General features: G+C 33.5%; 16 protein-coding genes and 1 pseudogene. 13 read left to right on the forward strand and 4 right to left on the reverse strand.

Translation table 11 applies throughout. The annotated features are described in order from the left end of the window. The 5 genes from serS to mgtE form a co-directional block, all read left to right on the forward strand. Positions 1-1,179, forward strand: a 1,179-nt coding sequence (serS, locus tag ABJD66_RS10755) for a serine--tRNA ligase (protein WP_348131334.1), incomplete at its 5' end; no start/stop codon positions are given. Between the two features lie 58 nt (positions 1,180-1,237). Next, complete coding sequence (locus ABJD66_RS10760) at positions 1,238-3,025, forward strand: tetratricopeptide repeat protein (protein WP_348131337.1); 1,788 nt, start codon at positions 1,238-1,240, stop codon at positions 3,023-3,025. 51 nt (positions 3,026-3,076) lie between these two features. Beyond that, positions 3,077-3,409 (forward strand): DUF4286 family protein, encoded by a 333-nt coding sequence (locus ABJD66_RS10765; protein WP_100893992.1) that lies wholly within the window; start codon positions 3,077-3,079, stop codon positions 3,407-3,409. A gap of 48 nt (positions 3,410-3,457) precedes the next feature. Beyond that, positions 3,458-4,318, forward strand: coding sequence for a 16S rRNA (adenine(1518)-N(6)/adenine(1519)-N(6))-dimethyltransferase RsmA (rsmA, locus tag ABJD66_RS10770; RefSeq protein WP_303540378.1), 861 nt, complete (start codon positions 3,458-3,460; stop codon positions 4,316-4,318). Continuing rightward, on the forward strand, positions 4,305-5,651 hold the full coding sequence (mgtE, locus tag ABJD66_RS10775; RefSeq protein WP_348131341.1) for a magnesium transporter: 1,347 nt from the start codon (positions 4,305-4,307) through the stop codon (positions 5,649-5,651). Before rsmA ends, mgtE begins: the two co-directional genes overlap by 14 nt. Here mgtE and ABJD66_RS10780 read toward each other — a convergent pair. After that, positions 5,646-6,098 (reverse strand): Lrp/AsnC family transcriptional regulator, encoded by a 453-nt coding sequence (locus ABJD66_RS10780; RefSeq protein ID WP_348131344.1) that lies wholly within the window; start codon positions 6,096-6,098, stop codon positions 5,646-5,648. The two genes, mgtE and ABJD66_RS10780, sit on opposite strands and share 6 nt — an antisense overlap. A gap of 161 nt (positions 6,099-6,259) precedes the next feature. On the opposite strand from ABJD66_RS10780, the gene ABJD66_RS10785 reads away from it, so the two are divergent. The 8 genes from ABJD66_RS10785 to ABJD66_RS10820 all read left to right on the forward strand — a co-directional run bounded on the left by ABJD66_RS10785 (position 6,260) and on the right by ABJD66_RS10820 (position 12,866). Next, complete coding sequence (locus tag ABJD66_RS10785; RefSeq protein ID WP_348131347.1) at positions 6,260-7,411, forward strand: histidine decarboxylase; 1,152 nt, start codon at positions 6,260-6,262, stop codon at positions 7,409-7,411. Positions 7,412-7,514: 103 nt separating this feature from the next. Beyond that, a complete protein-coding gene (locus ABJD66_RS10790) occupies positions 7,515-8,510 on the forward strand; it encodes an MBL fold metallo-hydrolase (protein WP_348131350.1) in 996 nt (331 codons plus the stop codon). Between the two features lie 40 nt (positions 8,511-8,550). Further along, entirely contained in the window at positions 8,551-10,221 is a 1,671-nt protein-coding gene (ggt, locus tag ABJD66_RS10795) for a gamma-glutamyltransferase (protein ID WP_348131353.1), read from the forward strand. 17 nt (positions 10,222-10,238) lie between these two features. Beyond that, positions 10,239-10,604 carry a cupin domain-containing protein gene (locus ABJD66_RS10800; RefSeq protein WP_348131356.1) on the forward strand — a complete coding sequence of 122 codons (366 nt, stop codon included), beginning with the start codon at positions 10,239-10,241 and terminating at the stop codon, positions 10,602-10,604. Between the two features lie 2 nt (positions 10,605-10,606). Continuing rightward, positions 10,607-11,545 carry a 2-hydroxyacid dehydrogenase gene (locus ABJD66_RS10805; protein ID WP_348131359.1) on the forward strand — a complete coding sequence of 313 codons (939 nt, stop codon included), beginning with the start codon at positions 10,607-10,609 and terminating at the stop codon, positions 11,543-11,545. Positions 11,546-11,576: 31 nt separating this feature from the next. Beyond that, positions 11,577-12,032, forward strand: a complete 456-nt coding sequence (locus ABJD66_RS10810) for a DUF1801 domain-containing protein (protein WP_348131362.1) — start codon at positions 11,577-11,579, stop codon at positions 12,030-12,032. Between the two features lie 7 nt (positions 12,033-12,039). Next, the gene (locus ABJD66_RS10815) at positions 12,040-12,423 is read left to right on the forward strand and encodes a VOC family protein (RefSeq protein ID WP_348131365.1); all 384 of its coding nucleotides are present in this window, start codon (positions 12,040-12,042) and stop codon (positions 12,421-12,423) included. A gap of 59 nt (positions 12,424-12,482) precedes the next feature. Then, complete coding sequence (locus tag ABJD66_RS10820; protein ID WP_100894003.1) at positions 12,483-12,866, forward strand: NINE protein; 384 nt, start codon at positions 12,483-12,485, stop codon at positions 12,864-12,866. 55 nt (positions 12,867-12,921) lie between these two features. On the opposite strand, the gene ABJD66_RS10825 is transcribed toward ABJD66_RS10820, so the two are convergent. From ABJD66_RS10825 to ABJD66_RS10835, 3 genes and pseudogenes are all read right to left on the reverse strand, one after another. Further along, on the reverse strand, positions 12,922-13,926 hold the full coding sequence (locus ABJD66_RS10825) for a carboxypeptidase-like regulatory domain-containing protein (protein ID WP_348131368.1): 1,005 nt from the start codon (positions 13,924-13,926) through the stop codon (positions 12,922-12,924). 11 nt (positions 13,927-13,937) lie between these two features. After that, positions 13,938-15,746: a lysophospholipid acyltransferase family protein gene (locus tag ABJD66_RS10830; protein WP_303540354.1), complete on the reverse strand. Its 1,809-nt coding sequence runs from the start codon at positions 15,744-15,746 to the stop codon at positions 13,938-13,940. A gap of 79 nt (positions 15,747-15,825) precedes the next feature. Then, positions 15,826-16,611 (reverse strand): annotated as a pseudogene (locus ABJD66_RS10835) (aspartate kinase); the annotation flags it as partial.

Below are 16,611 nucleotides of genomic sequence, written 5' to 3' on the forward strand. Positions count from 1 at the left end.
GTACTTTCATTAGATGAAAAACGTAGAGATGCACAAACCAAATTAGACAACACACTTGCAGAAAGCAATAAGTTATCTAAAGAAATTGGTATGCTTTTTAAATCCGGAAAAGCATCTGAAGCAACTACTTTAAAAGAACGCACTGTTTCTTTAAAAGAAGAATCTAAAACATTACAAGAAGAGCTAAATACTGTTGCAGAGCAGTTACAAACATTGTTATACCAAATTCCTAATGTGCCACACCCAAGTGTGCCTGCAGGTAATACAGATGAAGACAATGAGGAAATTTTTAGAGAAGGAGATATTCCAGAATTAATAGAAGGTGCATTGCCACACTGGGAACTTGCTAAAAAATACGACATTATAGATTTTGAACTTGGTGTTAAAATTGCTGGTGCTGGTTTTCCTGTTTACAAAGGAAAAGGTGCTAGGTTACAGCGTGCGCTTATTGCTTACTTTTTAGATAAAAATACAGCTGCTGGTTACCAAGAAATTCAAGTTCCGCATTTGGTAAATGAAATTTCTGGTTACGGAACCGGTCAATTACCAGATAAAGAAGGACAAATGTATCACGTTACAGAAGACGACCTGTATTTAATACCTACAGCAGAAGTCCCTGTAACTAATATTTTTAGAGACACCATTGTTAACCAGAAAGATTTTCCTATTACCTACACAGGCTATACACCTTGTTTTAGGAGAGAGGCTGGTAGTTATGGCGCACACGTTCGTGGCTTAAACAGACTACACCAGTTTGATAAAGTAGAACTTGTACGTGTAGAACACCCAGATAATTCTTATGCTGCCTTAGATGGTATGGTAGAGCACATAAAAGATATTTTAAGAGAACTAAAGTTACCATACAGATTGCTACGCCTTTGTGGTGGAGACCTTGGTTTTACAGCTGCTCTTACGTTTGATTTTGAAGTGTTTTCTACTGCACAAGACCGTTGGTTAGAAATTAGTTCTGCTTCTAATTTTGAAGCATACCAAGCAAATAGACTTAAGTTACGTTTTAAAGACGAAAATGGTAAAAGCCAATTTGCACATACATTAAACGGAAGCTCTTTAGCTTTACCACGTGTTTTAGCCGGAATTTTAGAAAATTACCAAACAGAAAATGGCATTAAAATACCAGAAGTTCTTGTGCCTTATTGTGGTTTTGATATGATAGATTAAGGTTCTTTAACAAGAACTTCTTATATTCTTGGTATCTTTACTTTTAAAAATAGATTTCTTGAGAATATTTATACTTATACTAGCCTGCTGTTTTGCGCAACTTTCTGTTGGGCAAAACAGCTTTTTAGCTAAACAGTATTTTGATGATGGCGATTTTGACAAAGCCGTAATTTTTTACGAAAAGCTTGTAAAAGAAAACCCAAGAAGATCTGACTACCAAACGTTTTTAATTAGCTGCTACCAGCAACTAGAGCGTTATTCTGATGCTAAAAAGCAAATACAACAGAATTTACAGTCAAACAATCCGCACCCAGTATATTACATAGACTTAGGACATAATTACACCCTACAGGGTAATGATGCAGAAGCCACTAAATATTACGACTTAGCATACTCAAAAGTAGCAGAAAACCCTAGAGACGGCTATGGTTTAGCGTACAGGTTTCAAAAATATTCTCTTTTAGAATATGCAGCAAAAACATATAGTAAAGCAATGGAATTAAATCCTGACTTGGATTTTAATTTTCAGTTAGCACGTATTTACGGAGAACAAGGCAACGTAGAAAAAATGTTTTACAGCCTGCTTAATATCATAGGTAAAAACCCAGATAAAATGCCAACTGTAATTCGTAGTTTAGACGATTTTATCACATCAGATTCTGATTACAGAAACAACATCATTTTAAAAAAACTAATTCTTAGAAACGCACAACGTACCCCAGATATTATATGGAATGAAATGTTGAGCTGGCTATTTATACAGCAAAAACAATTTAATAGTGCTTTTAGTCAAGAAAAAGCTATTTACAAACGCTCCCAAGAGAGTAGTTTAAGAAGGCTGCAAACATTAGCCAACATTTGTGTTGATGAAAACCAAAAAGAAACTGCCCAAGAGGTCTACAATTATATTGTAACCAACAGCACCAGAGAAGACAATATAAAACTCTATGCAGAACTACAAAGAATAGAGCTAGATTTAGAATTGTCTGAAAATAAAAATATAGAAATAGCACAAAAATCTTACAACTATCTTTTAGAAACTTATGGTTATAAAACGCACACTATATTATTACAATTAAAGTATGCTAACTTTTTAGCTTTTAAGAAGAATAATTCTGAAGAAGCAATAACTGTTTTAAAAAAGACATTAGAATTACAACTTAACAAGTATGAAGAAGCTAAAATAAAAATGACTTTAGCAGATATACTTGTTTACAACAAAAGGTTTAACGAGGCTCTAATTTACTATACACAAATTCAGAAAAACTTAAAAAATGATATTCTAGCACAAAATGCTAGGTTTAAAGTTGCAAAAGCTAGTTTTTACAAAGGTGATTTTGACTGGGCTTTGGCGCAATTAAAAGTGTTACGCAGCTCTACATCTCAGCTAATTGCTAATGATGCTATGCAATTAAGCTTATTAATTTCTGATAACAGCCTTCAGGACTCTACTAAAACAGCATTAAAAAAGTATGCTACGGCAGATTTATTAGCGTATCAAAACAAGACAACAGAAGCCATTACCACTTTAGATGATATTTTAGAAAACCACAAAGGTGAAAAAATTGAAGACGAAGCCTTATTAAAACAAGCTGAACTACTTATACAACAAAAAAAGTATGAGAAAGCCGAGTTTAATTATCTAAAAATTATAGAATTTTACGCCTCCGGAATTTTAGCTGATGACGCCCATTATGCCTTAGGCGAACTATACCGCACTATTCTTTACAAGCCAGAAGAAGCAAAATACCATTATGAAAAAATAATTTATGGCTACCAAGACAGTTACTATTTTCCGTTAGCCAGAAAAGAGTTTAGAAAACTTAGAGGAGACGCTATAAATTAATTATAGCTTTGCAGATTGTAAAAAAGTAAACATCACACTAAAAAATATATTATGTACATATACAATGTAACCATTAACATAGAAGAAGCAGCACACGACAAATGGTTGTCTTGGATGAAAGAAACACACATACCAGATATGCTAGCTACAGGTAAATTTACAGGAGCTAAAATGTGCAAAGTAATTATAGAAGAAGAAATGGGTGGCGTAACATACTCTGTACAGTACAGCACGCCAAACAAAGAAACTCTAGAGGTGTATTACAAAGAAGATGCAGATAAGTTGCGTGAAGAGGCAAACAAGCATTTTGCGGGTCAGTTTGTAGCTTTTAGAACAGAATTAGAAGTTATTGGAGAAGCTGTATTAACTCCTGCTAAAAAATAAATTTTTACACTGTAAAAACCTGGTATTAAATTATTAGCTACACAATTTATGTCTAAAAAGAAAAAAGAGTTTTTTAAAAAAAATAAGGCCGAACGCAGAAATGATAGCCCCGTAAAGGCTAAAAAACACCTTGGTCAGCATTTTTTGACAGATGAAGCTATTGCACAACAAATTGCTGAAACATTAACCCATAAAGGGTACACTAATGTTATAGAAATTGGGCCAGGTACAGGCGTGCTTACCAAGTACATTTTAAAACACAATTTAAATTTAATAGCTATGGATTTAGATACTGAATCTATAGCATATTTAAATCAGAATTTTTTGTTAGAACACCCAGAATTACTTACACGTAAAGGAACGTTTAAAGTTGTGGAGGCCGATTTTTTAAAACAAGATTTAACCACCATTTTTGGTGATGAGCAATTTGCTATAAGTGGTAATTTCCCGTACAACATATCTACACAAATTGTGTTTAAAACACTAGAACACAAAGAGCAGATACCAGAGTTTACAGGAATGTTTCAAAAAGAAGTTGCAGAGCGTATTTGCTCTAAAGAAGGCAGCAAAGCATATGGTATTTTATCTGTACTAGCACAAGCATATTACCACGCAGAATATTTATTTACAGTACCGCCAACAGTTTTTAATCCGCCACCAAAGGTAGATTCTGGAGTACTTAGACTAACACGTAAAGAAAACTTAGACATTGGCGTAGATGAAAAATTACTATACCGTGTTGTAAAAGCAGTTTTTAATCAACGTAGAAAAACCATTAGAAATAGCTTAAAAACCTTTGAACTTTCTGATAATTTAAAAGAAGACCCTATCTTTGGCAAACGTCCAGAACAATTAGCAGTTGCGGATTTTGTAGCACTTACAAAAAAGATAGCCAATGACACCGTTTAAATTAACAGACGAGTTTTTACAGCACATAGAAGCATTAATTTCCAATCAAAAAGATACTGACATTCAGCTTCTTTTAGAGGAGATACACTATGCAGATATTGCAGAAATTGTTAATGAGCTAAACACCGATGACGCTACCTATATTATTAAATTATTAGAGAGTGATAAAACCTCTGATATTTTAACTGAATTAGATGAAGACGTTAGAGAATCTATTTTAGGAAACTTATCTACAAAAGAAATTGCAGATGAGCTTAATGAGTTAGACACAGATGATGCGGCAGATATAGTTGCAGAGTTACCACAGAACATTGTAAAAGAGGTAATTTCTGAGCTAGAAGATAGAGAACACGCAAAAGATATTGTAGACCTTTTACGTTATGACGAGTACTCTGCTGGTGGTTTAATGGCAAAAGAACTTGTAAAAGTTAACGTAAACTGGAATGTACTTACCTGCGTAAAAGAAATGCGCGCACAGGCAGAAAACGTTACCAGAGTACACTCTATTTACGTGGTAGATGACGAGGAAAAACTTAAAGGCAGACTGTCTTTAAAAGATTTACTTACCACATCTACAAAAACACATATTAAAGATGTGTATATCCCAAAAGTAGATTCTGTTTCTGTAAACGAAAAACCAGAAGAAATTGCAAAAATAATGTCTAGGTATGACCTTGAAGCCATACCTGTTGTAGACGAAATTGGCAGATTAGTTGGTAGAATTACAATTGATGATATTGTAGATGTTATTAAAGATGAAGCCGATAAAGATTATCAAATGGCTGCTGGTATATCACAAGATGTAGAAGCAGATGATAGCATTTTAGATTTAACAAAAGCACGTTTGCCTTGGCTAATATTAGGTCTTTTTGGTGGCGTAGGTTCTGCCACTATAATGGGTACTTTTGAAGGCGTTATAAAAGGGCATATTTCTCTTTTATTGTTTACACCATTAATTGCCGCTATGGCTGGTAATGTTGGCGTACAATCTAGTGCAATTGTTGTGCAAGGTATTGCCAATGATGATTTAAAAGGTAGTATGGTAAACAGACTAATAAAAGAAATACTTTTATCTGCACTTAACGGCACCATATTAGCCATTATACTTTTTTGTTTTGCTTGGCTTATGGAGGGCGATGTAAAAATGGCATTTGCCATATCTATATCTCTTATAGCTGTAATTATTGTAGCTGGTATTATTGGCACATTTGTACCTATTTTTTTACATAAAAGAGGAATTGATCCTGCCATTGCAACTGGGCCATTTATAACAACAAGTAACGATATTTTTGGTATAATTATTTATTTTTCAATAGCTAAACTATTTTTATAAAGCATAAGCTGTATCGTTTTTTATTTCTTCTAACACAAAAGAACTTTGCACGTTAGATATTCCTTTTATTACAGATAACTTATCCAATACAAATTGCTGATACTGCGTCATATCACTAACAGCAACTTTTAATAAAAAATCATAATTACCAGACAAGTGTTGGCAACTCATTATTTCTGGTAAATGAGCAACATTATTTTTAAAATTATCTATTAATTCTCTAGAGTGGGTTGCCAAAGTAATATGGCAATACACCTTAATGGTTTTATTAATCATTTCTTCGTTAAGCAAAGCCACATACCCTTTAATGTAATTTTGCTGTTCTAGTTTTTTAATACGCTCAAAAGTAGGCGACACCGTTAACCCTATTTTATCTGCAATTTCTTTAGTGTTTTGCTTTGCATTTTGTTGCAACAGCATTAGTATTTTTTTGTCTACAGCATCCATATCAGTATATTTTTTTGTTAGGTCGATAATTTTTAAATAAAAACAGAATAATCAAATTGAAAATAAACCATAACACAGTATAATTTATCAAACTAATACCAAATTAAAGATACTTTGACTGAAAATACTAATTTTACAGTATTAAAACCTACTAAACTACTATGTATCAAAATATATCAGAAAAAGACGCAGAACGCCTTTATAAACTAAAGGAAAACATAGAGCAAGCTAGAGATACATTTTTAGGGTATCCTGTATCTAAAGATTTTGATTATTCTGAGCTCAGCAGCTTTTTACAATACCCAATAAACAACTTAGGAGATCCGTTTGAAGATGGCACTTACAAGGTGCAAACACACGAAATGGAAAAGGAAGTTGTTGGCTTTTTTGCCAAACTATTTAGAGCACAACCAACAGATTATTGGGGGTATATTACTAATGGCGGCTCTGAAAGTAACTTATACGGATTATACTTAGCACGTGAGTTATACCCAAAGGGAATGGTATATTATTCTGAGTCTACACACTATAGCGTGCGTAAAAATATTCATTTATTAAATATTCCAAGTATCATTATACGTTCTCAAGAAAACGGAGAAATAGATTATGAAGATTTTGAGAATACAGTTAAAATGAATCGTCATAAACCTGCCATTGTACTCACCACATTTGGCACCACAATGAAGGAAGCAAAAGATGATGTTTCTAAAATAAAAGGTATTTTAAAAAACTTAGCTATACAAGACCATTACATACATTGTGATGCTGCTTTATCTGGAACCTACGTAGCTTTTATGGGGCCACGTATACCGTTTGATTTTAGAGATGGTGCAGATAGTATATCTATAAGCGGACATAAGTTTATAGGGTCTCCAATTCCGTCTGGCGTTATTATAACTAAGCGTAGCAATAGAGATCGTATAGCAAAAGGCATCTCTTACATTGGCTCTTTAGACACTACAATTACAGGCTCTAGAAATGGTCATAGTCCATTATTTTTATGGTATGCGCTTAAAAAAATAGGAGTAGAAGGTTTAAGAGCTCGTTACCAAAAAAGTTTAGAAACCGCTGTGTATTGCGAAAATAGGTTAAAAGAAATTGGTGTAAACGCTTGGCGTAATCCAAATTCTATTACCGTTGTTTTTCCTAAAACAGCATTAGAAATTAAACAAAAATGGCAATTGGCTACAGAGGGTAATGTTGCACACGTTATATGTATGCCTAATGTTACAAAAGCACAAATAGACGAGTTTATTTATGATATGTCACAAGCCAGCACTATTGAAGAAGAAGAATTTGAGCTAGATTTTTAGATTAACACTACTAGTTTAGAACCCAAAAGTCAATGGATGTTATTTCCATTGGCTTTTTTTGTTGCCAATTGGTTATCTTTATAGAACAACAAAGCAACTACCAATGATAAAAAACTTGTTAAATATATGTGTTTTACTCCTTTTATTTAATGCTTGTAAACCCAAAGACAAACCTGCTACCGCAACAGATAACACAGACCGTAATACAACTAATAGCTCACCCACAAAGATTAACAATACTGCTTTAATTATTTTAGGCACTGTACAAGATGCTGGTTCACCACAAATAGGGTGCAAAAAAGACTGCTGCAAAGACTTATTTACAAATCCAGATGCTAGCAGAAAAGTAGTTTCTTTAGGAGTTATAGACACCAAAAACAAAGCAACTTTTTTATTTGAAGCCACACCAGATATTGCCACACAAGTAAAAGCGCTAAAAAACAGTGCAAACTTTAATGCTAAAGAAACTCCTACAGGTATTTTTTTAACGCACGCACATATTGGTCATTATGCAGGTTTAATGTTCCTGGGTAAAGAAGCTATGAATGCCAATTGCGCGGCAGTTTACGCTATGCCAAAAATGAAAACCTATTTAGAGAATAACGGACCTTGGAGTCAGCTTGTGGCTAATAAAAACATAGAAATAAAAGCTACTGAAAACAACAAAAAAATACAGCTAACCCCTTCTTTAAAAGTAGTTCCGTTTACAGTGCCACACAGAGATGAGTTTTCTGAAACCGTAGGTTATACTATAATTGGACCAAACAAAAGCGCTTTATTTATTCCGGATATTGACAAGTGGAATAAGTGGGAACAAGATATTATTGCTGAAATTGCAAAAGTAGATTATGCATTTATAGATGCTACTTTTTATGATGCCGAAGAAATAAACAACAGAGATATTTCAGAAATTCCTCATCCATTTATTGTAGAAAGTATGGAGCTGTTTAAAGAGCTTCCTAAAGCAGAAAAAAGCAAAATAAATTTCATTCATTTTAATCATACAAATCCAGCCTTAAATATAGAAAGCGCTAAGGCAAAACAAATTATACAAAACGGATTTAACATTGCGCAGATTAACGGTATTTACAACTTATAAAACGCCTTACAAATATTATATTTACTCTAAAATTACACCTATGAAAATTAAACTGTTTTACCTTTTAGTTTGTGCACTTTTCACTACAGTTATCAAAGCACAGACCTATGCTAAAAATGGTATGGTAGTGTCAGACAACAGTGCGGCATCTAAAGTTGGTGCAGAAATCCTTAAAAAAGGTGGTAATGCAATAGATGCATCTGTTGCAACTGCTTTTGCTTTAGCCGTTACGCATCCACAAGCTGGTAATATTGGCGGTGGTGGCTTTTTAGTTTTCATGAAATCTGACGGTAACGCTACCACAATAGATTTTAGAGAAAAAGCACCTTTAAAAGCAACTACAAATATGTTTTTAGATGAACAGGGCAACTTAATACCTGGCTCTAACCACAATGGTTTACAATCTGTTGGTGTACCCGGCACGGTTGCAGGGCTATTTATGGCGCATAAAAAATATGGTAAGCTACCTTGGGCATCACTTGTACAGCCAGCTATTGATTTAGCAGAAAACGGTGTGCCTTTGTCTTACACGCTGTATAAACACGCCCTACATTATAAAAAGGAATCTGAATTTATGGCCAATTATTTTACCAATGAAAAAGGTGAAATAACACAAATGGATGAAATTTGGAAACAACCTGTACTTGCCGCAACGCTAAAAGAAATTAGAGATAATGGTAAAGACGGTTTTTACAAAGGTAAGGTAGCCAAAGAAATTGCTCGTTTTATGAAAAAAAATGACGGTTTAATTACATTAAAAGATTTAGCAAAATATGAAGCCGTAGAAAGAGCTCCTTTAAAAGGAACTTATAAGGGGCACGACATTTTTGTAATGCCACCTCCTAGTTCTGGTGGAGTTGCATTGTTAGAAATGATGAATATTATGGAGTTAGCAGATTTTAATAAAGCGCCTTTTAAATCAACAACTTACGTACATTTGGTAGCAGAAGCTATGCGTAGAGCTTTTGCAGATAGAGCAGAATATTTGGGAGATCCTGATTTTAATTTAAATATGCCTTTAGAAAAACTTACGTCTAAAGAATTTGCTAAAAATAGGTTTAAAAATATAGATTGGCAAAAAGCATCTGTAAGCGATTCTACCAAATTTGGACAAATTTACGAAGGCAACAATACCACTCATTTATCTATTTTAGATAAAGAAGGTAATGCCGTATCGTTAACCTACACTTTAGAACATTCCTACGGTTCTAGATTAGGTTCTCCTAAACTTGGATTCATTTTTAATAATGAAATGGGAGATTTTAATCCGCAACCAGGTTACACAAACAGCAAAGGCTTAATTGGTTCTGCTGCTAACATTATTAAGCCAGAAAAAAGAATGCTTTCTAGTATGACACCTACAATTGTAGCTAAAGACGGTAAAGCTGTTTTGGTTATTGGTAGCCCAGGCGGAAGAACAATTATAAACACGGTCTTTCAGACAGTTTTAAATGTAATTGAGTTTGATATGCCGATACATAAAGCTATTGAAGCTATGAAAATTCACCACCAATGGTTACCAGACCGTATTTTGTATGAAAAAGATTTACTATCACCAGACACCATAAAGGCATTAGAAGCTATGGGACATACAATGGTAGAACGCGAGCACTTAGGCAGGCTAATGGGTATTACTGTAGATACTGAAAATAAAGTTTACATAGGAGCATCAGATTCTTCTAGTCCAGATGGTGGTGCAATTGGTTATTAATTTTAATACATTTTATTTTGAAAACCATCAACCTAAAAGAAAAACAAAGCAAGTTTAGTAAACAGTGGCATCCGCACCAAATTGCTGTTGTAGACAATATGCAGGTACTTTTAGCCAAATTAAAAGGCGACTTTGTTTGGCACGCACACGAAAATGAAGATGAACTTTTTCAGGTACTAAAAGGTAGATTGTATATGCAATTTAGAGACCGTACAGAAATAGTAAAAGAGGGCGAAATAATTGTGGTTCCTAAAGGCGTAGAACACTGCCCTAAAACTAAAAATGATGAAGTTGTAGAGGTTATGTTGTTTGAGAAACAATCTATTTCACACACAGGCACTGTTATTGACGAGAAAACACAAACTGAATATCCAAAAATATAATAATGAAAGTATTGCATTTAGATAAAAATCATCCTTTAATAATAGAACAATTTAAAGATTTTGGTTTTGTAAATGATATAGATTACACAGCAACTAAAGAGGAAGTTGAAGCTATTATTCACAACTATGAGGGATTAATTATACGCAGTAGATTTCCGTTAGACAAAGCATTTTTAGACAAAGCAGCCAACTTAAAATTTATAGGAAGATTAGGTGCTGGCCTAGAAAATATAGATACAGATTACGCTACGCAGAAAGGTATTTTTTTAGCTTCTGCTCCAGAAGGCAACCGCAATGCTGTTGGCGAACACACATTGGGTATGATTTTATCTTTATTTAATAAGCTAAATAAAGCAGACCAAGAAGTAAGTAATGGCAAATGGGACAGAGAAGGCAACCGAGGGATTGAGCTAGACGGTAGAACCGTTGGTATAATAGGCTACGGAAATATGGGTAATGCTTTTGCTAAAAAACTACGTGGTTTTGATGTAGATGTATTGTGCTATGATATTAAAGATGATGTTGGCAACGAAAATGCAACTCAAGTATCATTAAAAGAGTTACAACAAAAAGCAGATGTATTAAGTTTACACGTGCCACAGTCTAATTCTACCACAAATATGGTAACAACAGACTTTATTAATGACTTTAAAAAACCATTTTGGTTGTTTAATACTGCTCGTGGCAAGTGCGTTGTAACGGCAGATTTGGTGGCAGCATTAAAAGAAGGTAAAATATTAGGCGCAGGACTAGATGTTTTAGAATATGAAAAAGCCTCTTTTGAAAATATGTTTACAGATAATGAACTCCCTAAAGCTTTTGAATACTTAATACAATCTGATAAAGTTTTACTTAGTCCGCACGTAGCTGGCTGGACCGTAGAAAGCAAAATTAAACTTGCACAAACTATTGTAGATAAGGTAAAAGCAAAGTTTTTGTAACTTTAAAAGTGAACCAAAAGAATACAAGATTATGCAATCTAGAGCCGTAACACCAGACCAATATATAAATGAACTACCAGAAGAGCGTAAGGAAGCTGTTTCTAAAATTAGAGAAATAATTTTAAATAATATTCCTGCTGGTTTTACAGAAACTATGAGTTATGGTATGTTGGGCTATGTTGTACCACATACCTTATATGCAGATGGCTACCATTGTGACCCAAAGTTGCCACTACCTTTTATGAATGTGGCATCGCAAAAAAACTTTATTGCCTTGTACCATTCTGGTATTTATGCAGACCCAGACTTGTTAAATTGGTTTACTACAGAATATCCTAAACATTGCAAACGCAAGTTAGATATAGGCAAAAGTTGTATAAGATTTAAAAAGTTAGATGATATCCCATACGAGTTAATTGGCGAACTGGCTACAAAAATGACGGTACAACAATGGATAGATTTATACGAGAAAAACACTAAAAAATAAAACCGATATGAAAAGAGTTACAGGCTTAGGAGGTTTCTTTTTTAAAACAGAAGACCCAGATAAAATTAAACAATGGTACAAAGACAGGCTAGGTCTAGATACAGACCGTTATGGTTGTACCTTTTGGTGGAAAGATAAAGAAGGAAACGATTGTAGCACCCAATGGAGTCCAATGAAAAATGACACCACGTATTTTGAACCAAGCAAATCTTCTTTTATGATGAATTTTAGGGTTGAAAACTTAGTGAAATTATTAGAAGTACTAAAAGCAGAAGGTGTTACTATTGTTGGTGAAATAGAAGAATATAGCTACGGAAAATTTGGATGGATACTAGACCCTGACGGAAATAAACTAGAATTATGGGAGCCAATAGACGAAGCTTTTAAGTAATAATTAAAAAAAATTACTACATTTATCTCACAATTAAATTAAACCAACACACAAAAATTATGTCAGAAGAAAACAAGGATTTTGCTGATGAAGCAAAAGAAACAACAAACGAATTTGCAGAAGGCGCAAAAGAAGCTGCTAACGATATATCTGAAGGCCTAAACAATATGGCTGGAGGAGAAAACAAGAAAATGCTAGTTGGTATTTTAGCAATTATCTTTGGATCTTTAGGAGTTCATAAATTTATTTTAGGCTACCAAAAAGAAGGTATTATTTTGCTAGTTGCAACCGTAGTAGGTTACGCAACTCTTTGCATTGCTGTTGGTGGTATCATTCTTGCAGCAACTTGGATTATTGGTATTGTTGAAGGTATTATGTACCTAACAAAATCTGATGAAGAATTCTACAACACATACCAAGTTGGTAGAAAGCCTTGGTTTTAAGGAATTAAAACAAATTACAGAACAGAAGGGCTATCTATTTTTTAGATGGCCTTTGTTAGTTTACAGACTCATAATCTAAGGGTAATGTATTTGCTATTCTAAGCAAGCCCATATCGCCGCCAAACAACACCACATCTACAGGAGAATGGTTGCCATAAGCATCTATTTCAAAAGGGTTTTGAGTTACAACAACAAAAGAATTACTCCACCTATTATACAACACATTTAAGCGCTCTAAAGTCTGCGTTACTTTGGTGTTACCATTGCCTATACTTTCTACTTTGTAATAGTCATAAGGGTTTACTTCTAAACTCTCTTTAAAAATTCTAAAATTTTCTTCTGTTAGTCTCTTTGCAGACAAAGCACGCATAAAATGTAATGTAGACCCATAATAAGTAAGTTCTCTATTTTTAATATACTTACGCCTTGTTTTTTTATCTATTTCCTTAAACAAAGTAGTGCCTGCATAAAACACAGAACCTGTTAGCCTAAAACCATTTATATTGGTTTTATACCTAACCTCAAAATCTTGTAAATGATACTCTAAATTATACCCTAAAAATTTATTTTGAACTAGAATAGGCTTGTTGGCATAAGCATAAAGTACATCTTCTTTTTTACTGTAGTACAAGCGTATGTCATCTTCATTTAAAATTTTACATTTTTGTGCTGGTAAAGTGGGGCCTAAAAACTGATTTCTAAAGATGCGTAATTTCTTTTCTCTACTCCAAGTGTCTGGTTCCAGAACAACCTCATTTAACTCTTCTATGGCTTCTTGTAAGTAAATAGTACCTACAGTTGTTTTACCAACTACATTTACGACCTTATTTTTAAATCCAAAATAACTTATGACTAAAGGTGAAGTACTATTTTTTTCTGTAGAAATACTAAAGTAACCATTTGTATTTGTAACCACACCAATGGTTGTACCATCATAAAAAACAGATGCTCCTTGCAAAGGTTCTTTACTAACCTCATCTAAAACATAACCACTAACAGTATTTTGCGTGAATCCTTGTAGAAAAAGAAGTGCAAATAAAAAAAAGAAACTTGTTTTCATTTGCACTAGTATTATTCTGTTTGTCCGTTGTGTAGTTTTTGTTCCAATTCTGCCTGAAATTCTTCCATAACCGGCTTAACAGTACTTTCTGGTATATCTGCAATTTTAATATACATTAAACCATCTACAGAGTTATTAAAAAGCGGATCTACGTTAAATGCTACCACTTTTGCATTTTGCTTAATATATTTTTTAATTAAAACAGGCAAGCGTAAGTTACCTGGTTCTACCTCATCAATAAGTCTATCAAACTTATTTAAATCGGCTTCAGTTTCATCAAAAATAAATTCTTTATCTGCGTCTTTTAATTTTACCTTAAACTCTTTTTTAGGTCTAATATACTGCGCTACATACGGATCCCAGTAGTTAGATTTCATAAACTCTATCATTAAAGATTTAGAGAAATTAGAGAACTGATTACTAATACTAACACCACCTATTAAGTACTTATACTCTGGGTGCCTAAGTGTTGTGTGCACAATACCTTTCCAAAGTAAAAATAGAGGCATTGGTTTTTGCTGGTATTCCTTTACTATATAAGCCCTACCCATTTCTATCGTTTGCTGCATCATACCATACAGTTCTGGCTCTAACCTAAAAAGATCTTGAACATAAAAACCATCTATACCATATTTTTTAAATATTTCTCCTCCAAGCCCCATACGGTAAGCACCAACTATAGCTTTACCATTATCATCCCAAAGAAATAAATGATGGTAGTAATTGTCAAACTCATCTAAATCTATAGCCTTGTTTGTCCCCTCTCCTATTGCTCTAAAAGTAACCTCTCTTTGTCTACCTATTTCTTGTAAAATAGAAGGCATATCATCTGCCGTAGCCAAAAAGACTTCATAAGATTTACTTTGTAAAAGTCTACAATCTTTTTTACGTAATTCTTCAATCTCCTTTTCTATAATGTCTCTGCTAATAGGTGTTGCTATTTTTTTAGGAGCTTTGGGTATTTTTAATGTTGTAGGTACTTTATCTATCAACCTTTCTTTTTCAAAGGCATTAGACAACATATATGTTTTTCTACGCAATAAATCTGTAAAATCTGCTAAGCTCTTGTGTTCGTTCTGAGTTTTTACAGTTATAGGCTGACCAATTCTAACTTTAATGACTCTGTTTTTTTGCGTAGTTACTTCAGACGGTAATTTAGCAGTTCTAAAAACATCACTAATTTTAGACAACCTGTAAAACAACCTACTATTTTTAGCGTGAAAATATATTGGAACCACAGGCACTTCTGCCCTTCTGATGAGCTTTAAAGCAGTTTCTTCCCAAGGTTTATCTACAATTAATTTTCCATCTCTATAAGTAGACACTTCACCTGCAGGAAAAATACCCAATGGATGTCCTCCTCTTAAATGTAGCATCGCATTTTTAAATCCGGCTAAACTACTTTTTACATCTTTTCTAGTCTCAAAAGGATTTACAGGTAATATGTAAGGCGACATTGGCTCTATTCTATTTAACAGAAAATTAGCCATTATTTTAAAGTCGGCCCTATGTTGCAAAAGTAATTTTAACAATAAAACACCATCTATACCACCCAGCGGATGGTTAGATATGGTGATGTATGCTCCGTCTTTTGGAAGTCTTCTAAAGTCTTCCTCAGGAATCTCAAATTTAATTTGGTAATGCTCTAAAATAGCATCTAAAAAAGCGGTCTCTGTTAGGTGCTTATGGTCATCATAAAAGGCATTAATACTAGATATTTTAGTCACCTTCATTAACAACCAACCTATAAAAGTACCAACAAAACCAAACTTATCTACTTTAATGGCCTGCGCAACTTCTTTTGCTGTAACTAATCCCATAAATTATATTGTGATAAACAAATATAACTTATTAGTTTTAATGTAAAACAATGTAGGTTATTTTAATACCAACAATATGTTACTTTACTACTAGTTGTACGGTTTCTTTAGCTCTTTGTTCAAGTAAAATTTCTTTTCCGTTTTGTATACTTTCTATAGCCTTTGTGTTAAAATGACGAATAGTGAATAAAGAAACTCCCTCTTGGTGGTTTACCTTAAATTTTCCCTTTAGTTTGTTAAGTAAATCTGGTAACTGATCAAACTTATTATCTACACACACAGAAAAACTAATGGCAGAGTTCTGAATTAAGTCTACCTTCATTTTATGGTCATGCAACAACTTAAACAACTCACTAATACTATCTTCTACAATAAAAGAAAAATCTAAAGAAGAAAGTTTCATTAAAACCAAATCTCTTTTTATAATAAAACAAGGTACTTTTGGTTCTATTCCTTCACCTTTACCAACAGTAGTTCCTGCATCTAATGGGTTTAAAAAAGATTTTACACGCAGCGGAATTTCTTTACGCTGTAGAGGCTGTAATGTTTTTGGGTGAATTACAGACGCCCCATAAAATGCAAGTTCTATTGCTTCTCTGTATGATATTTTGTTTAACAACTGTGTTTCTTCAAAATACCTTGGATCTGCATTTAAAACACCAGGTACATCTTTCCAAATAGTAACCTCTGTAGCATTTAAGCAATACGCCAAAATAGCAGCAGAATAATCAGACCCTTCTCTACCTAAAGTAGTTGTAAAGTTATTATCATCACTACCTAAAAAACCTTGTGTTATGTTTAGTTTGCTTTTATCTATACCAGCAGTAATTTTCTCTTGTGTTTTGTCCCAGTCTACAATTGCGTC

The sequence above is a fragment of the Cellulophaga sp. genome (genome assembly GCF_039943695.1).
In the GTDB taxonomy this organism is placed as follows: Bacteria; Bacteroidota; Bacteroidia; order Flavobacteriales; family Flavobacteriaceae; genus Cellulophaga.